A 20,903-nucleotide genomic window follows, 5' to 3' on the forward strand; every position below is an offset into this window, starting at 1 on the left:
GACAGCCCGGTGTGCAGCGGCACGACCCCCTGGACACGGACGCCGGGCGCCGCGCCCCTCCCCATCACCGGGTCGTGTCTCCCGGGCGGGACCACCCCAGTAACCTGGGGCGATGCTCAAGGAAGTGAACGCCTCCCGCTACATCACGCCGTTGCGCGAGGGCGGCTCGCTGCCGGGACTCGTCGAGGCCGACGACCTCGGGACGTACGTCATGAAGTTCACCGGCGCCGGACAGGGGCGCAAGACGCTCGTCGCGGAGGTCGTCTGCGGTGAACTCGCCCGCCGTCTCGGCCTGCGGGTGCCCGGTCTGGTGACCATCGGCCTCGACCCGGTCCTCGGGCTCGGCGAACCGGACCAGGAGGTCCAGGACCTGCTGAAGTCGAGCGGCGGCCCGAACCTCGGGATGGAATTCCTCCCGCGCGCCATCGGCTTCGACTCCCTCGCCTTCGAGGTGAGCGCCGAGGAAGCCGGCCGGATCGTGTGGTTCGACGCCCTCGTCAACAACGTCGACCGCTCCTGGCGCAACCCCAACCTGCTGATGTGGCACGGCGATCTGTGGCTCATCGACCACGGCGCCACGATGATCTGGCACCACCACTGGCCCGGAGCCGAGACCTCCGCCGCCAAGCCGTACGACATCTCCGACCACGCACTCGCCCCCTTCGGCCCCGACATCGCCTCGGCCGCCGCCGAACTGGCCCCGCTGGTCACCGAGGACCTGCTCGCCGAGGTCACGGCGGAGATCCCGGACGCGTGGCTGGCCGGCGAACCGGGCTTCGACACGGTCGACGCGCTGCGGCGCGCCTACGCACGGCCGCTGCTGGCCCGCGCCGCCGTCATCCACGAGCGGATCAAGGGCATCGACGGCCGCGACGGCACCGAGGGGGACAAGTGAACGAGCGGGACGTCTTCGAGTACGCGCTGCTGCGGGTGGTGCCGCGGGTCGAGCGCGGCGAGTGCTTCAACGCGGGTGTGCTGGTGTACTGCCGCGCCCACTCCTTCGTCGCGGCGCGGACCCATCTGGACGAGAGCAAGCTGTTCGCGCTCGACCCCGAAGCGGACGTACGGGGCGTACGGGCCGCGCTGCGCGCCGTCGAGGGAGTCTGCGCCGGAGGAGAAGCCGCCGGTCAAGCCGCACACGACGATGCCGGGCGGCGTTTTCGCTGGCTGATCGCGCCGCGTTCGACGGTGGTCCAGCCGGGTCCCGTACACACCGGGCTGACCGCCGATCCCGCGGCCGAGACCGAGCGGTTGCTCCAGCTCCTGGTCAGGTAATGGATCACATGCGCGCGGTGCGCCGTTGACACCGGGTGCCAGGGCTTCTAGCGTCACGTCTGCTGAAGGTACTAAGCGGTCGCTCACCGGATGGGCGTACCGTGAGCCGCGGGTCCTGCGGGACCTCGAAGACTCCGCAAGGTTGTCGAGACAGCTTGGCCGGGCTTGGGCCGGCTTTTCCAAGGGCGAGGAGAACCAGCAATGTCCACCACTGAGCAGCGCGTCGCCGTAGTCACCGGTGCCGCGCGCGGCATCGGTGCCGCGACCGCCGTACGACTGGCCGCGGAGGGCCGCGCCGTCGCGGTGATCGACCTCGACGAGGCCGCGTGCAAGGACACCGTCGAGAAGATCACGGCCGCCGGCGGGAAGGCTCTCGCGGTCGGCTGCGACGTCTCCGACGAGGCCCAGGTGGAGGCCGCCGTCGCGCGGATCGCCGAGGAGCTCGGCGCGCCGACCATCCTCGTGAACAACGCGGGTGTCCTCCGTGACAACCTGCTGTTCAAGATGAGCGCGTCCGACTGGGACACCGTCATGAACGTGCACCTGCGCGGTGCCTTCCTGATGGCGAAGGCCGTCCAGAAGTACATGGTCGAGGCCAAGTTCGGCCGCATCGTCAACCTGTCGTCCTCCTCGGCCCTGGGCAACCGCGGCCAGGCCAACTACTCCACCGCCAAGGCCGGTCTCCAGGGCCTCACCAAGACCCTGGCCATCGAGCTCGGCAAGTTCGGCGTCACCGCGAACGCCGTGGCGCCCGGCTTCATCGTCACCGACATGACCGCCGCCACCGCCGCCCGCCTCGGAATGGACTTCGACGACTTCCAGGCCGCCGCCGCGACCCAGATCCCCGTGCAGCGCGTCGGCAACCCGGACGACATCGCCAACAGCATCGCCTTCTTCACCGGCGAGGCCGCCGGATTCGTCTCGGGCCAGGTGCTGTACGTGGCCGGCGGACCGCTCAACTAGAAACGGGGAAAACGCATATGACCACGCTCCCCGAACTCTCGGGCAAGGTCGCGCTCATCACGGGCGCGAGCCGCGGCATCGGCTACGGCGTCGCGGAGGCACTGATCGCCCGCGGCGACCGGGTCTGCATCACGGGCCGCAACGAGGACGCCCTCAAGGAGGCCGTCGAGACGCTCGGCGCCGACCGTGTCATCGCCGTGGCCGGCAAGGCCCACGACGAGGCCCACCAGGCCGTCGCCGTCGAGCGCACCATGGAGGCGTTCGGCCGCGTCGACTTCCTGGTCAACAACGCCGGTACGAACCCGGTGTTCGGGCCGATCGCCGAACTGGACCTCAATGTGGCGCGGAAGGTCTTCGAGACCAACGTCGTCTCCGCGCTCGGCTTCGCCCAGCAGACCTGGAAGGCATGGCAGGGCGAGAACGGCGGCGCGATCGTCAACATCGCCTCGGTAGCCGGCCTCGCGCCCTCGCCGTTCATCGGCGCGTACGGCATCAGCAAGGCCGCGATGATCAACCTGACCGTGCAGCTCGCGCACGAGTTCGCGCCCAAGGTCCGGGTCAACGCCATCGCGCCCGCCGTGGTGAAGACGAAGTTTGCGGCCGCACTGTACGAAGGCCGCGAGGCGGAGGCCGCCGCGGCCTACCCGCTCGGCCGGCTCGGTGTGCCCTCCGACATCGGCGGCGCCGCCGCCTTCCTCACCTCGCAGCAGTCGGACTGGGTCACCGGTCAGACGCTCGTGGTCGACGGCGGGATGTTCCTCAACGCCGGAGTCGAGTGACACCAGGCCGGAGCCGAGTGACACGAAGACCGGTGGGGGGGGGGGGGGGGGGGGGGGGGGGGGGGGGGGGCGGGGGGGGGGGGTGCGGGGGGTGGGGGCCCCCCCGGGGGGGGCCCCCCCCCCCCGCCGCCCGCCCCCCCCCCCCCCCCGGCGGGCGCCCCCCCCCCCCGCCCCCCCCCCCCCCCGACCGGTCTTTTGTTGAAAGTTGACAAACACTCTGTTCGGTCCGGGCGGCGCGGAGTTGGGAGGACGGAGCGTCGACACGTTCACAGCATGCTGACAACGTAGTCACATACATGCTGATCAAGTGCCATGTCAGGGAAAGGTGGTCGTTCTGGCGGAGCGTCGGGGTATGGTCTGCCGACCCTTGGCATGGCAGATCCAGGAGCGTGTGCGTGTTCAACCGGAACCGATACCTGCGACAGCTGGCGGCGATCACGTCCATATCCCTGGTGGCGGCGTGCAGCGCGATCTCCGAGGGATCGCCGGCCGAGGAGGGGCCCATCGTGGTGGGCACGACCAGCGCCCCCAGCACCCTGGACCCGGCGGCCTCCTGGGACGGGTCGTGGGAACTGTTCCGCAACGTCTACCAGACGCTGCTCAGCTATCCGACCGGCTCGGCGTCCCCGCAGCCCGACGCCGCCCGGAGCTGCGGGTTCACGGATGAAACCAACTCGGTCTACCGCTGCGAACTGCGTCCGGACCTGAAGTTCTCCGACGGCGACCCGCTCGACGCGTCGGCCGTCAAGTACTCCATCGACCGGATCAGGAAGATCGGTGTGCAGGGCGGGCCGGCCGGTCTGCTCGGCAGCCTCGACCAGGTGCAGGCGGTCGGCGAGCACGAGGTCGTCTTCCGGCTCAACAAGCCGGACGCCACGTTTCCGCTGGTGCTGGCCACGCCGGCGATGTCGATCGTCGACCCCGGCGAGTACCCCGCCGACGCCGTGCGCGAGGGCGACAAGGTCCTCGGCTCCGGCCCCTACACCCTGCGCTCCTACACGGAGGACAAGCGGGCCGAACTCGTCAGGAACGACCTCTACGAGGGCTTCGCCGAGCGCCGGAACGACGCGGTGACGATCCGTTACTTCCAGGACTCCGCCCAGTTGGTCGGGGCCCTGAAGGACAAGAAGATCGATGTCACCTACCGCGGCCTCGCCGCCTCCGACATCGTCGACCTCCAGGGGCAGGGCGACCGGAAGGGCATCCAGCTCGTCGACGGGGCGGGCACCGAGATCAGCTACCTGGTCTTCAACCCCAGGGACCCGTGGGCCGGGAAGCCCGCCGTCCGCCACGCCGTCGCCCAGATCGTCGACCGGTCGGCCATCATCCACAACGTCTACCAGGACACCGTCGACCCGCTCTACTCGATGGTCCCCGCGGGACTGGCCGGGCACACCACCGGCTACTTCGACCAGTACGGCAGCCCCAGCCCGTCCAAGGCCCGCAAGATCCTGCACGACGCCGGCATCGACGAACGCGTCCCGCTCACCCTCTGGTACACGACCGACCGCTACGGCTCCGAGACCGGCCCCGAGTTCCAGGAGCTCAAGCGCCAGCTCGACCACTCCGGCCTGTTCACCGTCACGCTCAGGAGCCGGCCCTGGAAGACGTACGAAGCGGGCTACCGCAGCGGCGAGTACCCCGTGTTCGGCCGCGGCTGGTTCCCCGACTTCCCGGACGCCGACAACTTCATCGCGCCCTTCGTCGGGGAGCGGAACGCCCTCGGGACGCCCTATCCGACCCCGCGGATCACCGACGTCCTGCTGCCCGAGTCGCGGGGCGTGCGCGATCGCGGGGCGGTGGCCAAGCAGTTCGAGGAGGCCCAGCGGATCCTCGTCGACGACGCCCGGCTGCTGCCCCTGTGGCAGGGCAGGCAGTATGTGGCCGCGAACGAGGAGATCTCGGGCGGAGAGCGGGCCCTGGACCCCTCGACGATCATGATGATGTGGGAGCTGGACCGCAAGACGAGTTGGTAGCGGAACCGATTGTCAGTGGGCGACGGTAGGTTCTTGGTCTGGAAGTCACCGCACATCGAAGGAAGTTGACGTGACCGATATCGCCATGTTGCCCGAGTCCTGGCGCGGCGTCCTGGGCGACGAGCTTCAGCAGCCCTACTTCAAGGAACTCACCGAGTTCGTCGAGGAGGAGCGTGCGAAGGGTCCCGTCTACCCGCCCCGGGAGGAGGTCTTCGCCGCGCTCGACGCCACCCCGTACGACCGGGTGAAGGTGCTGATCCTCGGCCAGGACCCGTATCACGGCGAGGGCCAGGGCCACGGCCTGTGCTTCTCGGTCCGTCCCGGAGTCAAGACGCCGCCCTCGCTGCGGAACATCTACAAGGAGATGAAGGAGGAGCTGGGCACCCCGGTCCCGGACAACGGCTATCTGATGCCGTGGGCCGAGCAGGGTGTGCTGCTGCTCAACGCGGTGCTCACCGTCCGCTCGGGCGAGGCGAACTCGCACAAGGGCAAGGGCTGGGAGAAGTTCACCGACGCGGTGATCCGCGCGGTGGCCGACCGCCCCGACCCGGCCGTCTTCGTCCTGTGGGGCAACTACGCGCAGAAGAAGCTCCCGCTGATCGACGAGGAGCGGCACGTGGTGGTGAAGGGGGCGCACCCGTCACCGCTGTCCGCCAAGAAGTTCTTCGGCTCGCACCCGTTCACCCAGATCAACGAGGCCGTGGCCGCCCAGGGCCACGAGCCGATCGACTGGACCATCCCCGACCTCGGCTGACGTGCGGGCCGCCGGCCGGGCCGTCACCGGCCTGGCCCAGCGGCCCACGGGGGCGCCTGAGCGCGATTGCCACCGGCTCCGGTTAGCTTCGTCAGGGACACTGACGAGCCTGGAGGACGCGGTGGCGGAGCAACAGGAGCAGGCGGCGCCGGACGCCATGATGACCCGGATCGGACAGGCCGTCATGCTGCACCACGCCGGGGACCGTGAGGAGGCCCGGGGCCGCTTCCTGGACCTGTGGGGCGAGATCGGGGACGGCGGCGACGCACTGCACCGCTGCACCCTGGCGCACTACATGGCCGACACCCAGGACGACCCGGCCGACGAACTCGCCTGGGACCTGCGGGCTCTCGCCGCGGCCGAGGAACTGAGCGACGGCCGCGTCGGCGAACCGCACCGGTCGCTCGCCGTCCGCGCGTTCTACCCCTCGCTGCATCTGAACCTCGCCGCCGACTACGCCAAGCTCGGCCGCTCCGAGGCCGCCCGCACCCATCTGCGCCGGGCCCGCGGCGCGGCCGGCGCCCTCGCGGACGACCGGTACGGGGACGGCGTCCGCGCGGCGATCGGCCGCCTGGAGCTGAGGCTCCGGGACAGCGACACCGCGGCGGAGGCGGGGGTCTCCGACCGCTTCGACGGACCCGGCGGAGAGACCCTGGGCCCGCCGAGACAGCGCCCCTGAGCTCCGAACCGATGCCGCGGGCGCTGTCAGCTCCCGTACGTCCTCGCGCAGAGGACCGCCTCCGGGCTGTCCGCCGTCCAGCCCCCGTACTTCCTGCCGAGCGCGCACACGTCCGGACGCTTCGGCACGGCGGGGGCGCCGGGCCGGACGGCCGTACGGTGCCTGGGGTGCGGCGGCTCCGGGCGCGGGGCCGGGCGGGCGTGCCGCGGAGGGGCCGGTGGTGCCACGGGCCGTGGCGGGGGAGCCACCCGATGCCGGGCCCCCGTGTCGGGTGAGGACTCCGGCGACGGGCCGACGCGCTCCAGCGCCTCCCGCGCCGGTGCCTGCACGATCCGGGGCCCCTCCTTGCTGTCCGTATGAGGAGCGGTGTGCCGCGCCGGGGCGGCGGGAGTTCCGGAAGCGGCCGGCCGCTGGACGGTCACACACCCGGAGAGGGTGGTGACCACCACGGCGACCAGGAGCGTCGCGGTCGTCGTCGTTCGATGCACCCGCGCAACTCTGCTGGTTCCGGACGGCTTCCAGGGAGCGGAGAGGCGCGGGATGCCCCACACGGGTGATCCTTCCGCTCCTCCGGAGGGCACGGGCATCGGCGGGCTGACAGGCTGCCGCGCAGCACGCCGCCGCGAAACGCGCGCGCCGGGCCGGCCGCCGCCCAGGGTGCCCGGCCGCCCGGGGACGCCGCGGCCGTATGCTTCCGACGGAACCCGCGTCGGCGAGTGAAGGAGACCCCCGTGAAGGTCGGCTGCATCGGACTCGGCGACATCGCGCAGAAGGCGTATCTGCCGGTGCTCGGCGTGCAGCCCGGGATCGAACTGCATCTGCAGACGCGGACGCCCGCCACGCTCGACCGGGTCGCCGACAGCCTTCATCTGCCGCCGGACCGGCGCCACAGTGACCTGGAGACACTGCTGGCCCAGGATCTCGACGCGGCGTTCGTGCACGCGCCCACCGTGGCCCACCCCGAGATCGTCACCCGGCTGCTGGAGGCGGGCGTACCGACGTACGTCGACAAGCCGCTCGCGTACGAGCTGGACGAGTCGGAGCGGCTGGTGCGGCTCGCGGAGGAGCGGAATCTCAGCCTCGCGGTCGGATTCAACCGGCGTCACGCACCCGCGTACGCACAGTGCCTCGAACACCCCCGCGAGCTGATCCTGATGCAGAAGAACCGCACGGGGCTGCCCGAGGAGCCGCGCACCATGGTTCTCGACGACTTCATCCACGTCGTCGACACCCTGCGCTTCCTGGTGCCGGGTCCGGTCGACGACGTGACGGTGCGGGCCCGGACCGAGGAGGGGCTGCTGCACCATGTCGTCCTCCAGCTCGCCGGGGACGGATTCACGGCGCTGGGTGTGATGAACCGGCTGAGCGGTTCGAGCGAGGAGATCCTCGAGGTCTCCGGCCAGGACACCAAGCGGCAGGTGGTCAATCTCGCCGAGGTGATCGACCACAAGGGCCAGCCGACCGTGCGCCGGCGCGGCGACTGGGTGCCGGTGGCCCGCCAGCGCGGCATCGAGCAGGTGGTCCTCGCGTTCCTCGACGCCGTGCGCACGGGAAAGGTGCTCAGCGCCCGGGACGCGCTGGCGACTCACGAGTTGTGCGAGCGGGTGGTCCGAGCGGTTCGCGAACAGTCCGCCGGGGCCTGAACGCGCGGGCACCCTCCGCCACGCACAGCGCGGCGATGATCAGGAGCGCGCCGTGCACCGGCCAGTCGCCGAACCGGACGTACGGAGTGACGCCCCGGGCCAGCGGCACGTCGTAGACCGTCGCGCCGCTCGTGTCCGTGCCGAGCCAGGAGCCGACGCGTCCGCCGTCCGGGCCGTAGACGGCGGAGACGCCGGTGAGCGTCGCGTGGACCATGGTCCGGCCGGTCTCCGCAGCCCGCAGCGCGGCCAGCGAGGCGTGCTGCTCGGGCGCCCAGCTCCGCTGGAACGACGACGTCGAGGACTGGGCCACCAGCACCTCGGCGCCTTCCTGGACGAGATGGCGGCTCATGTCGGGGAACGCCGACTCGAAGCAGATCATGGGGCCGACGCGCAGCCCGTGCCCGACGTTCATCACCACCTGTTCGGTGCCCCGCATCCGGTCCTCGCCCGCGGCCTTGCCGACGGAGGTGGCCCAGCCGAGCAGGGACCGCGCGGGCACGTACTCGCCGAACGGGACCAGTCGCATCTTGTCGTAGCGGTCGCCGGTCGGACCGTGCGGCCCCACCAGGACCGAGCTCTTGTAGATGCCCGGCCGGTCCGAGCGGCGCGCGTCGACGTTCACCAGGATGTCGGCGCCGACCTCGCGGGACAACGCCGCGACGCGGAGCGCCAGATCGGGCCGGTCGGCCAGGTCGAAGCCGACGCTGCTCTCACCCCAGACGACCAGGTCGGCGCCCCGGCCCGCGAGTTCACGGGTCAGCGCCTCCTCGCGTGCGAAGCGCCTGTCGCCACTCGTGCTCCCGTCCACGACACCGGGCTGCACGACCGCGATCCGCACGTGGCCGTCGACGTCCGGGCGCGGCGACCAGACCCAGGCCGCCGAGGTCGCGGCCGCCGTCGCGACCAGTCCCGCCACGGCGGGCATACGGGACTCGCGCACCGAGACCAGTACGGCGAACGCGATGTTGACCGCCACCACCAGGAAGCTGAGCAGCCACACCCCGCCGACCGAGGCCAGCCTCAGGGCCGGCTCCACCTGCCACTGACTCGAACCGAGCAGACCCCAGGGACCGCCCAGGCCCTGCCAGGACCGGGCGAGTTCGACCATCAGCCACCCCGAGGGAAGGACGAGCAGGGCGGCACCGACCCGGCCCGGTGACGGCAGCCCGGCCAGGAACCGCCGGACGAGCCAGCCCCAGGGAGCCCACAGCGCGCCGAGCAGCGCCGCTATGACCACCGTGAAGACATGCAGGCTCGGCAGCAGCCAGTGGTGCACGGCCAGCATGAAACCGAACCCGCCGAGCCAGCCGTCGTAAGCGGCACGCCGTGCCGTCGGGGCCGAGCGCGCCAGCAGGATCCAGGGCACCAGGGCCACGTACGCGAACCACCACCACGACAGGGCGGGGAACGACAGCATCGGCAGCGCGCCCGCCAGCGCCGCGACGACACCGCGCCGCCAGGGGGAGACCAGCCATGGGCCGAACGCACGGTCGGGCCTGTCCATCCTCCGCCTCCCTGCCCCGGGGTGTCTCCAGTGTGCGCGCCGGGGGCGATCTACGACAGGGGGCGTGGTGATCGGCAGGGGGCGCGCGGCGGGGTGGGCGCTCCCGCGACCCCGGAGTCGGGTCGACCTCAGGGCCGCCGGGCGCGGAGGGCCCGCGAGTAGCAGGACGGGGAGGGCTCGTGGTGTACGGAGGGCGGTGGCACGGCCCGACTAGGGACGGGGACGGGGACGGGAGCGAGGGTGAGGACGAGGACGAGGACGAGGGCGGGGGCGGGGGCGGGGGCGGGGACGAGGGCGAGGACGGGGGCGAGGGTGAGGGCGAGGACGGGGTCGGGGACGGGGACGAGGGCGGGGGCAAGGACGGGGTCGGGGACGGGGACGGGGACGGGGACGAGGACGAGGGCGAGGACGAGGACGGGGTCGGGGGCGGGGGCGGGGGCGAGGGTGAGGGCGAGGACGGGGACGAGGACGAGGAGAGGGACGAGGTCGGGGGCGAGGACGGGGTCGGGGGCAGGCGTTCGCGGTTCAGGTTGTGGGCGTCCGCGGTTCAGGTGGTGGCGGGTGCCGGCCGGGGCTGCGGCATCCGGCGCCACTTCTCCTCGACGATCACCCCGCTCAGCCGCCAGCCGTCACCGGTGCGCAGCAGGCTGAAGGCGTACCGTCCGCCGCACACGAAGTCGGGCGCGGTGGAGTCGCCGGTGGAGTCGCCGTCCCGCCCCGCGAACCGCATCGGATTGATGTAGTCCGCGCGCACCTCGGCCGTGTCGCCGGTGTCCTGGTCCAGGACACCGAACAGCACCCGCCGGTTGACGATCAGATGCTGGCGCATCGCGAACAGGTCGAGGCTCTGCGCGAGCCATGCGGCGACCTCGGTGGCGTCGCCCTCGATACCCCCGGCCGAGCGGTAGTCGGCGCGGCCCTTCGGTGCGAACAGCCCCCGGTATCCCTCCCAGTCGCCGTCGTCCACGGCCACCGCGTACGCGGTGACGATCTCGTCCACGGAGAACCGGTCCAGCACGGTCGCGAGCTCCACACGCTGCGTCATCGGCTCAGTGTTGGCCACCGGGCCCGCCACGCCAAGGGGCCGGGCGGGGATATTCGGGGTCCGGCAGGGTCGGGGACCGCCGTGCCGGGGCCGAAGCGGATCTGCGATCGTGGGTGATCCAAGATCCATCGCGCGTGATCGCCGCGTGCGGTTGCCCTGCGTGGTGGCTGCGCGTGGTTGCCGCTTGTGGTCGTCGCGCGTGATCCCGGCGACGGTGATCGCGTCGGGTCGTACCGTCCAGGAGGCTCGTATGGCACGTCCGGTCACGATCGTCACGGGGGGCAGCCGGGGGATCGGCGCGGCGACCTGCGCACGGCTCGCCGCCGACGGGCATGACGTGGTCGTCGGATACGTGAGCGACGGCGAGGCCGCCGAGCGCACCGCGGCCGCCGTCCGCGAGGCCGGGGCGCGCTGTGTCACCGTACGCGTGGACACCTCCGACGAGGCCGCCGTGGAGCGGCTGTTCGACACGGCGGCGGACCGGCTGGGGCCGGTGACGGGACTGGTGAACAACGCCGGGGTGACCGGACCGCTCGGGCGGCTCGTGGACGCCGACCCCGGGGATCTGCGCCGTGTGGTCGAGGTCAACCTGATGGGCACGCTGCTCTGTTCGCGCCGCGCCGCCCGGTCCATGGCCGCGGGGGGAGGGGGTGCCATCGTGAACGTGTCCTCGGCGGCCGCCACGCTCGGCAGTCCCGGCGAGTACGTCCACTACGCGGCGAGCAAGGCGGCCGTGGACGCGCTGACCACGGGGCTCGCGAAGGAACTCGGCCCCGATGGCATCCGTGTCAACGCGGTCGCGCCCGGCATGATCGACACCGAGATGCACGCGGCCATGGGCGATCCCGGCCGCCTCGGACGGGCCGCCCCGTCGATTCCGCTGCGCCGCGTCGGCGAGGCGAAGGAGGTCGCCGCGGCCATCTCCTGGTTGCTGTCGCCCGACGCGTCCTACACGACGGGGGCGGTGCTTCGGGTGTCGGGCGGGCGGTGAGGCCGTGCGGTGAACGGGGCCTACGCGGCTTCGATGATCTCGCCGCGTATCGCCTCGGCCCACTTCACGATCAACAGCTCGTACTCCGCCCGCTCCTGTGCGGACAGGGAGCCGCCCGTCCGCGTCCACAGGGCGCGGATCTGTTCGTTCAACGCGGCGGCAGACCGCACGGAACCAGGCGGAGTGGCTTCGGGGGACATGCGGACCAGCCTAGGCGCAAGGACTGACACTGCGCTACCGGGCGGCTACTCAACTCGTATGTGCTGCGTCACGGTGTTCGTGGGCGAGGGCTCCGGGGCGGCCGAACTCCCTCTCCGGTGACCGGAGTTGGCCGACCGGACCGCTGTCCCCGGAGAGGAGGGGCGGCGGGGACGTGCGGGCCCGTCCCTGGCCACGTCCGCGTGAGAAGAGCGGAGTGGCCGGGACGGGCAAGATCACTGGGACGAGCGAGGGCGGTCGGACCCCACGGCGGCCGAGAGGTCGACCGTCGGCCCGGCCGAATCGGCCCGTTCCGCCCAGATCCGTGCCGCGAGCGCCTCGGCCTCGTTCTGAGGGATGCCCGCCCTGACGAGGATGACCCCGCGGCTGCCATCCGGGAACTTCACACTGCGCGCTTCCGTGCCCAACCTGCTCAGCGCGGGATCTTTCGGCATGCTCCACCTCCAGTCGGAGAGACCACGCTAAATCGCCGCAACCGGAACCGCAGAAGCGTACGGCCAGACGGCCTACCGCTCGGGGCGGGGCCCCGGCGTCACGCCGGCCGGTGCTCCGCTCAGCCGGACTCGGCCGCGTGCGGGCTGAGCACGTCGGTGCCGACCAGGCCGATGATGACGAATCCGAGGACGATCCGGTACCAGACGAACGGCATGAAGCTCTTGTGGGAGATGAACTTCATGAACCACGCGATCACGGCGTATCCGACCGCGAAGGCGATGATCGTCGCGAAGACGGTCGGTCCCCAGGAGACATGGCCCTCGGCGGCCGCGTCCTTGAGCTCGAAGGCGCCGGAGGCGAGGACGGCCGGCATGGCGAGGAGGAAGGAGTAGCGGGCCGCCGCCGCGCGGCTGTAGCCCATGAACAGACCGCCACTGATGGTGGCACCGGACCGGGAGACGCCGGGGACCAGGGCCATCGCCTGGCAGAGGCCGTACAGCAGGCCGTCCTTGGTGTTCAGGTCCTCGAGCCCCTTGCGCTGCTTCGCCGCCCGGTGCCTGCCACCCGTTTCGTCACGGGCCGCGAGCCGGTCGGCGATGCCTATGACGACGCCCATCACGATGAGCATGGTCGCGGTGACCCGCAGATCGCGGAACGGCCCCTCGATCTGGTCCTTGAGCGTGACCCCCAGCACCCCGATCGGGATCGAGCCGACGATCACCAGCCACCCCATCTGGGCGTCGTGGTCGCTGCGCATCGCCTTGTTCACGAGCGAGCGGAACCACGCGGACAGGATCCTCCCCACGTCCTTGCGGAAGTAGATCAGCACCGCGGCCTCCGTGCCGAGCTGCGTGATCGCGGTGAACGCCGCGCCGGGGTCGTCCCAGCCCGCGAAGGCGGCGGTCAGCCGCAGATGCGCGCTGGAGGAGACGGGAAGGAATTCGGTCAGCCCCTGGACGAGCCCGAGGACGAGGGATTGAAACCAAGACATGAAGTTACGTGGTCCAAGTGCTGATCGTGGAAAGGGAGATGGGCACGCCTGACCGCGGTGTGCGGCGATCGCGGACGCTCAGGGAAGCCTAACCAACGCGGTCGGCGGCCCGGCCATGGGGGCTTCCGTGACCGCCCGCCCACCCTGCGCAGCCGATCGTCGGCCGACACCGGCGCCGCCGCCGGCGGCTACTGCGACACGGGGCCCGTCACCGTCCAGCCCGGGGCCTGGGGGCGGGCCGTGAGGGATTCGTGCTCGACCCGGTCGCCGCATTCCCGGCAGACGACCTGGGGGACCAGTTCGTGGCCGCAGTCGTGCTCCAGCACCATGGGCCGGAAGCCGTCCTCCTGGAGGTGCCGGTCGCCCCAGGACATCAGCATCATCAGGACGGGACTCAGTTCGAGGCCCGCGCGCGTCGGCCGGTACTCGTAGCGCTTGGGCCGGTCGCTGTACTCCGCCTTCTCCAGCAGTCCGGCGTCGACGAGGCGCTTCAGCCTGGTGGTCAGCACGTCGCGAGGGGCGCCGATGTTGCGTGCGAGCTGGTCGAAGCGCGTCGCGCCGAGCGACACCTCGCGCAGGATCAGCAGGGAGTACTTCTCGCCGACGAGGGCGAGCGTCGCGGCGATCGAACAGGGGCGGGGGTCCTTCATGCCGCCAGTCTACGAAGGTGGGTTGGATGTTCCAACCCACTGGGTTACTCTTGGGTCACTTAGTGGGTTTGGAAAACCAACCCACTTGTTCCGGTGGTCGGTCCGCCCGGTTGCCGCGCCCGACGTCAGAGATCGACCGACCTGAGAGGCCTCCCATGCGTGACGCCGTGATCGTCGAAGCCGTACGCACCCCCGTGGGCAAGGGCAAGCCGAACGGTTCGCTCGCCCACGTCCACCCCGTGGAACTCCTCGCCCACACCCTCCGCGCGCTCGTCGAGCGCTCCGGGATCGACCCGGCGCTGATCGACGACGTCATCGGCGGCACCGTCGACCAGGTCGGCGAGCAGGCCATGAACACCACCCGGTACGCCGTGCTGTCCGCGGGATTCCCCGACACGGTCCCGGCGACCACCGTGGACCGCCAGTGCGGCTCGTCGCAGCAGGCGGTGCACTTCGCCGCGCAGGGCGTCATGTCGGGGGCGTACGACATGGTCGTGGCCTGCGGCGTGGAATCGATGAGCCGTGTGCCCATGTGGTCCAACGTGCCGGCGGGCGCGGACCCCTTCGGACCCGGCGTCGCGGAGCGCTATCCCGAGGGTCTGGTTCCGCAGGGCATCAGCGCCGAGCTCATCGCCGCCAAGTGGGGCATCACCCGCGAGCGGATGGACGACTTCGCGGTCGCTTCGCACCGGAAGGCGGCGACGGCGTGGGACGGCGGTCTGTTCGACGCCGAGGTCGCGCCCCTCGAAGGTCTCCTGCGGGACGAGAGCGTCCGCCCCGGCAGTTCACCCGAGGTGCTCGCCGGGCTGAAGCCCGCGTACTACGACCCGGGCTTCGCCGAGCGCTTCCCGCAGATCGACTGGTCCGTCACGGCCGGGAACGCGAGCCCGGTCAACGACGGCGCCTCCGCCGTGCTCATCACGTCGAGCGAGACCGCCGCCCGCCTCGGGCTGCGGCCCGTCGCCCGGCTCCACAGCTTCGCCGTCACCGGCTCCGACCCCCTGCTCATGCTCACCGGAGTCGTCCCGGCCACCGAGAAGGTGCTGCGCAAGGCGGGTCTCGACCTCGGTGACATCGACCTCTTCGAGGTCAACGAGGCCTTCGCCTCCGTCGTGCTCGCCTGGCAGCAGGAGACGGGTGCCGACCTGTCCAAGGTCAACGTGCACGGCGGGGCCATCGCGATCGGCCACCCGCTCGGCGCGAGCGGCACCCGCCTCACGACGACCCTCGTCCACGCGATGCGCGCCCGAGGCGCCCGCTACGCGCTGCAGACGATGTGCGAGGCGGGCGGACTGGCGAACGCGATGATCCTGGAAGCCCTGCGTCCCTAGGGCCTGTCCCGCGCGCGAGCCGTTCTCCGTGCCGGGCGCCGGGTGCCGGGTGCCGGGTGGCGGGTGCCGGGTGGCGGCCGGTGCCTGTGCGTGTGCCGGTACGGGTGTCAGCGGCCGCGCAGGTGGTGGCGCTTGCGCCAGGCCACCACTGTTCCGGCCAGGGCGGGGAGCGTGATCAGGGCCATCGCGATCAGGAACGCGGGGGAGGTCGGCGACGACGCACGGGCGCCGGCGACGGCGTACGCGGCGGTGTTCGGGATCGACCCGAGCGCCGTCGCGACCAGGAACGGCAGCCAGCCCATGCGGGACACGGCCGCGCAGTAGTTCGCCGCCCAGAACGGCACCCCGGGGAAGAGCCGGGCCACCATCATCGAGCGGAAGCCGTGCCGGCTGAGCTGGCCGTCCGCCGCCTTCAGCCAGCGGGCCCGCAGCAGCGGCCGCAGCGCGTCCTGTCCGAGGATCCGGCCGAGCCCGAACGCGGCACCCGCGCCGAGCACCGTGCCCGCCAGGGCGGTGCCCAGGCCCAGCTGGGAGCCGAACACGGCGCCCGCCGCCAGGTTGAGCAGCGGCCGGGGCACGAAGGCGACCGTGCACAGCCCGTACGCCACCGCGAACGCGGCCGCCGCCGCGGCTCCGCCGAGCTGGGGCGGCCAGCCGTCGGCGAGCAGCCGCTGGGGGTCGAAGAGGAGCACGCTCGACGCCGCCGCGGCGAGCAGCACGACCAGCAGCGAGAGCCGCGACCAGGGTGAGAGCAGCGCTCTCAGCAGGCGCGCGGCCGGATCGGTCCGTACGGCGGTCGGGACCGCGGGTGCGGCGACGGCGGTCTCCGGGCCGACGACCAGGTCGGTGGCGACGGTGAGCTGTGTGGCGGCGGCCTGGGGAGTGGCCGTGGCGGTGCCCCCAGAGCGGGTGGTGGCATCGAGCATCCGGTGACCCTAACCGACGGATGTATGTGATCGCCGTATGGTTCGTCTCATGGGCGTCACAGCTTCCGGAACGTCAGGTCCGCGGTCCGAGGTCCCGGACAGCGCGCTCGCGGACACCCTCCTGGAGCGGCTGACCACCGTCTATCCGGCGGCCGCCGACCCGCAGCGGGCCGCGTCGATGCGCGCCTACATGAAGGACATCGCCCCCTTCCTCGGGCTGACGACCCCCGAGCGCCGCACCCTGTCCCGCACCGTGCTCCTCGACACCGCCCGGCCGGACGAGGAGGACTGCACGGCGATCGCCCTGCGCTGCTGGCGGCTGCCGGAACGCGAGTACCAGTACTTCGCCGTCGACTATCTGCGCCGCCACGTCCGGCGCCTGTCGTCGGGCTTCCTTCCCGTGGCCCGGCATCTCGTCACCACCGTCTCCTGGTGGGACACCGTCGACGCGCTCGCCGCGCACGTGGTGGGAGGCCTCGTCGCCGCCGACCCCCGGCTGCGCGGCGACATGGACGCCTGGATCGAGGACGACGATCTGTGGGTCGCCCGTACGGCGCTGCTCCATCAGCTCCGGTACAAGGAGGCCACCGACACCGGGCGGCTGTTCTCGTACTGCGTCCTGCGGGCCGGCCACCCCGACTTCTTCATCCGCAAGGCCATCGGATGGTGCCTGCGCGAATACGCCAAGACCGACCCGCAGGCCGTACGGGACTTCGTCGCCGCGGAGCGGGCGGAACTCTCGCCGCTGTCCGTGCGCGAAGCCCTCAAGAACATCGGTCCCTGAGACCGCGGACGCCGGGCGCGCGAACACCGTACGAGCCCGGACCCCACGGCCCCCGGAACACCACAGGAGCCGCCCCCGCCCCACCGGTCCGCGGGGCAACGAAAACCATTCGACGCGGGGAGACCCGTCGGAGATGATCTCCTCATGTTCCGGTACGCCTTCCTCCTCGCAGCATCCGCAGTCGCGGATGCGCCGAAGGCTGCCGTCCGGATCATCACGGCAGCCGTCGACGGCGCCCGAAGCTGACCCTTCCCGGATCGTCCGGCGGACCCCGCAGGGGGAGGGTCGGTAACTCCTGGGGGTCCCCGTCCCGGCCGGCACGCGCCGGGACCATCACCCGGCTTCGCCGACATCGAAGAGGCTTCGAGGAATCACCATGCCCAAGACGGCTTACGTGCGCACCAAACCGCACCTGAACATCGGCACCATGGGTCACGTCGACCACGGCAAGACCACCCTGACCGCCGCCATCACCAAGGTCCTCGCCGAGCGCGGCTCCGGCACGTTCGTCCCGTTCGACCGGATCGACCGGGCGCCGGAGGAGGCCGCGCGCGGCATCACCATCAACATCGCGCACGTCGAGTACGAGACGGACACCCGGCACTACGCCCACGTGGACATGCCGGGCCACGCCGACTACGTCAAGAACATGGTCACCGGCGCGGCGCAGCTCGACGGGGCGATCCTCGTCGTGTCCGCGCTGGACGGGATCATGCCGCAGACCGCCGAGCACGTGCTGCTCGCCCGGCAGGTGGGTGTCGACCACATCGTCGTCGCCCTCAACAAGGCCGACGCGGGCGACGAGGAACTCACGGACCTGGTCGAGCTGGAGGTCCGCGAGCTGCTCTCCGCCCAAGGGTATGGGGGCGACTCCGTACCCGTCGTACGGGTCTCCGGCCTCAAGGCGCTGGAGGGGGACCCCCGGTGGACGGCGGCGATCGACGCGCTGCTCGACGCCGTGGACACGTACGTGCCGATGCCCGAGCGCTATCTCGACGCGCCGTTCCTGATGCCCGTCGAGAACGTGCTCACCATCACCGGACGCGGAACGGTCGTCACCGGTGCCGTGGAGCGCGGCACCGTCCGCGTCGGCGACCGGGTCGACGTGCTCGGCGCGGGCGTCGACACGGTGGTCACCGGCCTGGAGACCTTCGGCAAGCCCATGGAGGAGGCGCAGGCCGGCGACAACGTGGCGCTGCTGCTGCGCGGGGTGCCCCGCGACGCGGTCCGCCGCGGGCACATCGTCGCCGCTCCCGGCAGTGTCGTACCCAGCAGTCGTTTCACGGCGCGGGTGTACGTCCTGTCGACGCGCGAGGGCGGCCGTACGACGGCGGTGTCCACCGGGTATAGGCCGCAGTTCTACATCCGCACCGCGGACGTGGTCGGCGACGTCGACCTCGGTGAGGCGGCCGTCGCCCGGCCCGGCGACACCGTCGTCATGACCGTCGAGCTCGGGCGCGAGGTACCGCTGGAGCCGGGTCTCGGCTTCGCGATCCGTGAGGGCGGCCGCACGGTCGGCGCCGGGACGGTCACGTCGGTCGGCTGACGGCCGGCCACGCCGGGACGCGGGGCCCGCCTCATCGGGGCGGGCCCCGTTCGCGCCGTCGGGGCGGGGCCAATTCGCGGTGTCCTGGAACGGCTCCGTCCTGTCGCCGGAACGGCCCCGTCCCTGTCGCCCGGGCGGGCCGGGTTCACGGTGCCCCGGCCGCCGCGTTCCCGTGCCACCGAGGGGCCCTGTGCGCGGCGTTGCGGCCTGCCCCCGTGCCCCACAATGGACCCGTGGACGAGCCGATACCCGTGACGCGGGCCGTGGATCACGGGACCGCCAAGCTGATGCCCGACGTGGACCGCGAGCGGGCCTGGCTGCTGACCGTGGACGGCGCACCCCAGTCGTACGTCGACCTGGACGAGCCGACGCACCTGGAGTTCGAGTACACGCGGCGTCTCGGCCACGTGCTGGACACGGTGGCGCAGGCGGGGCGCGCCCTGGACGTGCTGCACCTCGGCGGCGGGGCACTCACCTTGCCCCGCTACGTCGCGGCCACCCGGCCCGGTTCACGCCAGGACGTGATCGAGGCGGACAAGGGCCTGCTGGCCATGATCGAGGAGTGTCTGCCGGTGCCCGGCGGCTCGGGCATCGAACTGCACCGTGCCGACGCCCGCGCCTGGATCGAGGCGGCCGCCCCCGACTCCGCGGACATCCTGATCGCGGACGTGTTCGGCGGCTCGCGCGTACCGGCGCACCTGACGTCCACCGCGTACGCGAGCGCCGCCGAGCGGGTGCTGCGCCCCGGCGGGTTCTACCTCGCCAACCTCGCGGACGCCGCGCCCTTCGCCTTCCTGCGCTCCCAGCTCGCCACGTTCTCCACCGTGTTCGAGGAGATCGCCCTCATCGCCGAACCCGGCGTGCTGCGCGGCCGACGTTTCGGCAACGCCGTGCTCGTGGCCTCCCACCACCCGTTCGACACCGCGGCGCTGGCCCGGCGTACCGCCGCCGACGCCTTTCCGGCCCGCGTCGAACACGGCCCCGCGCTGCGGGACTTCATCGGCGGGGCCGCCCCGGTGCGCGACGAGGACGCGGTTCCCTCACCCGAGCCGCCCGGCGGGTCCTTCGGTATCGGCTGACGCGTACTTGGTGCCGGGCGCCGCGGCGGGAGTGCCCTGCGCCACCGCCCGGGTCCGCCGCGTCAGGTTCCGGACGTCCGGGACGCACAGCACCGCCGCCGTGGCCACCACGACGAGCGTCGCGCAGCCCCACAGCGCGGGCGTCCGGCCGAAGGCCTGCTCCGCGGGGCCCGCCAGGGCCGTCGCCAGCGGGACCATCGCGATCGAGCCGAACCAGTCGTAGGCCGACACCCGCGAGAGCTTGTCCTCGGGGATCTCCTGGTGGAGTGCCGTCATCCACGAGACGCCGAACACCTCTATCGCCAGACCGCTGACGAACATCACCGCGTACAGGGGGCCCACCGGCAGGGGGATCGCGAGCGCGGCGGCGGGCGCCGCGAGCGGGAAGACGCACAGGGTGCCCGTGAGCAGCAGGCGACGGGGCTTCCAGCGGGTCATGAGCAGCGCGCCGCCCACCGTCCCGGCACCGAACGCGCCGAGCGCCAGGCCCCAGGGGCCCGGCCCGCCCAGACTGTCCCGGGCGACCAGCGGACCGTAGACGGCGTCCGCCGCCCCGACGACCGCGACCACCACCGAGAACTGCGCGACGATCGTCCACAGCCACGGCCGTCCGACGAATTCCTGCCAGCCGTCCCGCAGATCCGCTAGCAGGCCGCCGCCCGGCTCGCGCGGCGGTATGTGGCTCACGTCGAGGAAGGAACGCAGCGCACCGGCGACCGCGAAGGCCACCGCGTCCACCGCGAGCACCCAGCCCGGTCCGATGACGGCCACCAGGGCGCCGCCCAGGGCCGCGCCGCCGAGGCCCGCGCCCTGCATCGCCATCCGGAACATCGCGAACGCGCGGCTCGCCTGTTCACCGCGGACGGAGGACATGAGCATGCCCTCGGCGGCCGGGTTGAAGAAGGCCTGCCCGGTGCCGCCGAGCGCGGACAGCAGCATCATCTGCCACAGCCGTGCCTCTCCGGAGAGGACCAGCACCGCGAACGCAGCCTGCGACACACAGTTGAGGGCGTTGGCCGCGACCATCACCCGGTGCCGCGGCAGCCGGTCCGCGACGGCTCCGCCGATCAGCAGGAACAGCACCAGCGGCAGGGTCCGCGCCGCGGCCACCAGGCCGACGTCGCCCCCGTCACCGCCCGCGCCGAGCACCGCGAACGCCGAGGCGATCAGCGCACCCTGGCTGCCCAGGTTGGTGACGACCGCGGCGGCGGTCAGGAGGGTGTAGTTCCGGCCCGCCCAGGAGGGGCGGCGGGAGGGTCGGGCGAGGCCGGGGGCTGAGGTCACCGGGAGACTATCGCCGCCCGGTGCCCGACTTGCCAAACCCATGACCTGC

At 72.1% G+C, this 20,903-nt stretch carries 23 protein-coding genes; 13 read left to right on the forward strand and 10 right to left on the reverse strand.

What is annotated here, in order from left to right:
- Window positions 1-112: 112 nt before the first annotated feature.
- From ACFYYF_RS09380 to ACFYYF_RS09410, 7 genes are all read left to right on the forward strand, one after another.
- Window positions 113-895: a HipA family kinase gene (locus ACFYYF_RS09380; RefSeq protein WP_361694812.1), complete on the forward strand. Its 783-nt coding sequence runs from the start codon at window positions 113-115 to the stop codon at window positions 893-895.
- Window positions 892-1,275 carry a DUF3037 domain-containing protein gene (locus ACFYYF_RS09385; RefSeq protein ID WP_388773071.1) on the forward strand — a complete coding sequence of 128 codons (384 nt, stop codon included), beginning with the start codon at window positions 892-894 and terminating at the stop codon, window positions 1,273-1,275. Before ACFYYF_RS09380 ends, ACFYYF_RS09385 begins: the two co-directional genes overlap by 4 nt.
- Before the next feature lie 201 nt (window positions 1,276-1,476).
- The gene (fabG, locus tag ACFYYF_RS09390; protein WP_388773074.1) at window positions 1,477-2,238 is read left to right on the forward strand and encodes a 3-oxoacyl-ACP reductase FabG; all 762 of its coding nucleotides are present in this window, start codon (window positions 1,477-1,479) and stop codon (window positions 2,236-2,238) included.
- Window positions 2,239-2,255: 17 nt separating this feature from the next.
- Window positions 2,256-3,017 (forward strand): SDR family oxidoreductase, encoded by a 762-nt coding sequence (locus ACFYYF_RS09395; RefSeq protein WP_365495146.1) that lies wholly within the window; start codon window positions 2,256-2,258, stop codon window positions 3,015-3,017.
- Window positions 3,018-3,412: 395 nt separating this feature from the next.
- Window positions 3,413-4,993, forward strand: a complete 1,581-nt coding sequence (locus ACFYYF_RS09400; protein ID WP_388773076.1) for an ABC transporter substrate-binding protein — start codon at window positions 3,413-3,415, stop codon at window positions 4,991-4,993.
- A 70-nt stretch (window positions 4,994-5,063) separates the two neighbouring features.
- Window positions 5,064-5,747 (forward strand): uracil-DNA glycosylase, encoded by a 684-nt coding sequence (locus tag ACFYYF_RS09405; RefSeq protein ID WP_361694314.1) that lies wholly within the window; start codon window positions 5,064-5,066, stop codon window positions 5,745-5,747.
- Window positions 5,748-5,868: 121 nt separating this feature from the next.
- The gene (locus ACFYYF_RS09410; RefSeq protein WP_388773079.1) at window positions 5,869-6,426 is read left to right on the forward strand and encodes a hypothetical protein; all 558 of its coding nucleotides are present in this window, start codon (window positions 5,869-5,871) and stop codon (window positions 6,424-6,426) included.
- Between the two features lie 26 nt (window positions 6,427-6,452).
- On the opposite strand, the gene ACFYYF_RS09415 is transcribed toward ACFYYF_RS09410, so the two are convergent.
- Complete coding sequence (locus tag ACFYYF_RS09415; RefSeq protein ID WP_388773081.1) at window positions 6,453-6,914, reverse strand: hypothetical protein; 462 nt, start codon at window positions 6,912-6,914, stop codon at window positions 6,453-6,455.
- Window positions 6,915-7,157: 243 nt separating this feature from the next.
- Here ACFYYF_RS09415 and ACFYYF_RS09420 point away from each other — a divergent pair, with 243 nt between their 5' ends.
- Window positions 7,158-8,069 (forward strand): Gfo/Idh/MocA family protein, encoded by a 912-nt coding sequence (locus tag ACFYYF_RS09420; protein WP_388773083.1) that lies wholly within the window; start codon window positions 7,158-7,160, stop codon window positions 8,067-8,069.
- On the opposite strand, the gene lnt is transcribed toward ACFYYF_RS09420, so the two are convergent.
- The 3 genes from lnt to ACFYYF_RS09435 form a co-directional block, all read right to left on the reverse strand.
- Complete coding sequence (lnt, locus tag ACFYYF_RS09425) at window positions 7,987-9,573, reverse strand: apolipoprotein N-acyltransferase (protein ID WP_388773085.1); 1,587 nt, start codon at window positions 9,571-9,573, stop codon at window positions 7,987-7,989. The two genes, ACFYYF_RS09420 and lnt, sit on opposite strands and share 83 nt — an antisense overlap.
- Window positions 9,574-9,701: 128 nt before the next feature.
- Window positions 9,702-10,166, reverse strand: a complete 465-nt coding sequence (locus ACFYYF_RS09430) for a hypothetical protein (RefSeq protein WP_388773088.1) — start codon at window positions 10,164-10,166, stop codon at window positions 9,702-9,704.
- Window positions 10,121-10,618 (reverse strand): nuclear transport factor 2 family protein, encoded by a 498-nt coding sequence (locus ACFYYF_RS09435; protein WP_388773090.1) that lies wholly within the window; start codon window positions 10,616-10,618, stop codon window positions 10,121-10,123. Before ACFYYF_RS09435 ends, ACFYYF_RS09430 begins: the two co-directional genes overlap by 46 nt.
- A gap of 250 nt (window positions 10,619-10,868) precedes the next feature.
- On the opposite strand from ACFYYF_RS09435, the gene ACFYYF_RS09440 reads away from it, so the two are divergent.
- Window positions 10,869-11,609 (forward strand): SDR family NAD(P)-dependent oxidoreductase, encoded by a 741-nt coding sequence (locus tag ACFYYF_RS09440; RefSeq protein WP_388773093.1) that lies wholly within the window; start codon window positions 10,869-10,871, stop codon window positions 11,607-11,609.
- A 20-nt stretch (window positions 11,610-11,629) separates the two neighbouring features.
- Here the strand turns inward: ACFYYF_RS09440 and ACFYYF_RS09445 are convergent, their stop codons facing one another.
- From ACFYYF_RS09445 to ACFYYF_RS09460, 4 genes are all read right to left on the reverse strand, one after another.
- The gene (locus ACFYYF_RS09445; RefSeq protein ID WP_361694325.1) at window positions 11,630-11,809 is read right to left on the reverse strand and encodes a hypothetical protein; all 180 of its coding nucleotides are present in this window, start codon (window positions 11,807-11,809) and stop codon (window positions 11,630-11,632) included.
- A 234-nt stretch (window positions 11,810-12,043) separates the two neighbouring features.
- The gene (locus ACFYYF_RS09450) at window positions 12,044-12,262 is read right to left on the reverse strand and encodes a hypothetical protein (protein WP_361694327.1); all 219 of its coding nucleotides are present in this window, start codon (window positions 12,260-12,262) and stop codon (window positions 12,044-12,046) included.
- A gap of 119 nt (window positions 12,263-12,381) precedes the next feature.
- Complete coding sequence (locus ACFYYF_RS09455) at window positions 12,382-13,254, reverse strand: undecaprenyl-diphosphate phosphatase (RefSeq protein WP_388773097.1); 873 nt, start codon at window positions 13,252-13,254, stop codon at window positions 12,382-12,384.
- Window positions 13,255-13,442: 188 nt separating this feature from the next.
- Entirely contained in the window at window positions 13,443-13,904 is a 462-nt protein-coding gene (locus ACFYYF_RS09460) for a winged helix-turn-helix transcriptional regulator (RefSeq protein WP_388773100.1), read from the reverse strand.
- Window positions 13,905-14,059: 155 nt separating this feature from the next.
- Here ACFYYF_RS09460 and ACFYYF_RS09465 point away from each other — a divergent pair, with 155 nt between their 5' ends.
- Entirely contained in the window at window positions 14,060-15,235 is a 1,176-nt protein-coding gene (locus ACFYYF_RS09465; RefSeq protein WP_361694334.1) for a thiolase family protein, read from the forward strand.
- A 107-nt stretch (window positions 15,236-15,342) separates the two neighbouring features.
- On the opposite strand, the gene ACFYYF_RS09470 is transcribed toward ACFYYF_RS09465, so the two are convergent.
- The gene (locus ACFYYF_RS09470; protein WP_388773103.1) at window positions 15,343-16,161 is read right to left on the reverse strand and encodes a TVP38/TMEM64 family protein; all 819 of its coding nucleotides are present in this window, start codon (window positions 16,159-16,161) and stop codon (window positions 15,343-15,345) included.
- A gap of 49 nt (window positions 16,162-16,210) precedes the next feature.
- Between ACFYYF_RS09470 and ACFYYF_RS09475 the strand changes: the two genes are divergently transcribed.
- From ACFYYF_RS09475 to ACFYYF_RS09485, 3 genes are all read left to right on the forward strand, one after another.
- Complete coding sequence (locus tag ACFYYF_RS09475) at window positions 16,211-16,945, forward strand: DNA alkylation repair protein (protein ID WP_388773106.1); 735 nt, start codon at window positions 16,211-16,213, stop codon at window positions 16,943-16,945.
- 376 nt (window positions 16,946-17,321) lie between these two features.
- Window positions 17,322-18,491, forward strand: a complete 1,170-nt coding sequence (gene tuf, locus ACFYYF_RS09480; protein ID WP_388773109.1) for an elongation factor Tu — start codon at window positions 17,322-17,324, stop codon at window positions 18,489-18,491.
- Window positions 18,492-18,724: 233 nt separating this feature from the next.
- On the forward strand, window positions 18,725-19,570 hold the full coding sequence (locus tag ACFYYF_RS09485) for a spermidine synthase (RefSeq protein ID WP_388773112.1): 846 nt from the start codon (window positions 18,725-18,727) through the stop codon (window positions 19,568-19,570).
- Here the strand turns inward: ACFYYF_RS09485 and ACFYYF_RS09490 are convergent.
- Entirely contained in the window at window positions 19,532-20,896 is a 1,365-nt protein-coding gene (locus tag ACFYYF_RS09490; RefSeq protein WP_388773115.1) for an MFS transporter, read from the reverse strand. The two genes, ACFYYF_RS09485 and ACFYYF_RS09490, sit on opposite strands and share 39 nt — an antisense overlap.
- Window positions 20,897-20,903: the final 7 nt, after the last annotated feature.

The organism is Streptomyces sp. NPDC001914 (genome assembly GCF_042891215.1).
GTDB lineage: Bacteria > Actinomycetota > Actinomycetes > Streptomycetales > Streptomycetaceae > Streptomyces.

Excerpts from the sequence above, each read along its gene's own strand:
- ACFYYF_RS09380 (WP_361694812.1), top strand. The coding sequence starts at position 113 with ATGCTCAAGGAAGTGAACGCCTCCCGCTACATCACGCCGTTGCGCGAG.
- fabG (WP_388773074.1), top strand. The coding sequence starts at position 1,477 with ATGTCCACCACTGAGCAGCGCGTCGCCGTAGTCACCGGTGCCGCGCGC.
- ACFYYF_RS09395 (WP_365495146.1), top strand. The coding sequence starts at position 2,256 with ATGACCACGCTCCCCGAACTCTCGGGCAAGGTCGCGCTCATCACGGGC.
- lnt (WP_388773085.1), bottom strand. The coding sequence starts at position 9,573 with ATGGACAGGCCCGACCGTGCGTTCGGCCCATGGCTGGTCTCCCCCTGG.
- ACFYYF_RS09435 (WP_388773090.1), bottom strand. The coding sequence starts at position 10,618 with ATGACGCAGCGTGTGGAGCTCGCGACCGTGCTGGACCGGTTCTCCGTG.
- ACFYYF_RS09440 (WP_388773093.1), top strand. The coding sequence starts at position 10,869 with ATGGCACGTCCGGTCACGATCGTCACGGGGGGCAGCCGGGGGATCGGC.
- ACFYYF_RS09445 (WP_361694325.1), bottom strand. The coding sequence starts at position 11,809 with ATGTCCCCCGAAGCCACTCCGCCTGGTTCCGTGCGGTCTGCCGCCGCG.
- ACFYYF_RS09450 (WP_361694327.1), bottom strand. The coding sequence starts at position 12,262 with ATGCCGAAAGATCCCGCGCTGAGCAGGTTGGGCACGGAAGCGCGCAGT.
- ACFYYF_RS09455 (WP_388773097.1), bottom strand. The coding sequence starts at position 13,254 with ATGTCTTGGTTTCAATCCCTCGTCCTCGGGCTCGTCCAGGGGCTGACC.
- ACFYYF_RS09460 (WP_388773100.1), bottom strand. The coding sequence starts at position 13,904 with ATGAAGGACCCCCGCCCCTGTTCGATCGCCGCGACGCTCGCCCTCGTC.
- ACFYYF_RS09465 (WP_361694334.1), top strand. The coding sequence starts at position 14,060 with ATGCGTGACGCCGTGATCGTCGAAGCCGTACGCACCCCCGTGGGCAAG.
- ACFYYF_RS09470 (WP_388773103.1), bottom strand. The coding sequence starts at position 16,161 with ATGCTCGATGCCACCACCCGCTCTGGGGGCACCGCCACGGCCACTCCC.
- ACFYYF_RS09475 (WP_388773106.1), top strand. The coding sequence starts at position 16,211 with ATGGGCGTCACAGCTTCCGGAACGTCAGGTCCGCGGTCCGAGGTCCCG.
- tuf (WP_388773109.1), top strand. The coding sequence starts at position 17,322 with ATGCCCAAGACGGCTTACGTGCGCACCAAACCGCACCTGAACATCGGC.
- ACFYYF_RS09490 (WP_388773115.1), bottom strand. The coding sequence starts at position 20,896 with ATGGGTTTGGCAAGTCGGGCACCGGGCGGCGATAGTCTCCCGGTGACC.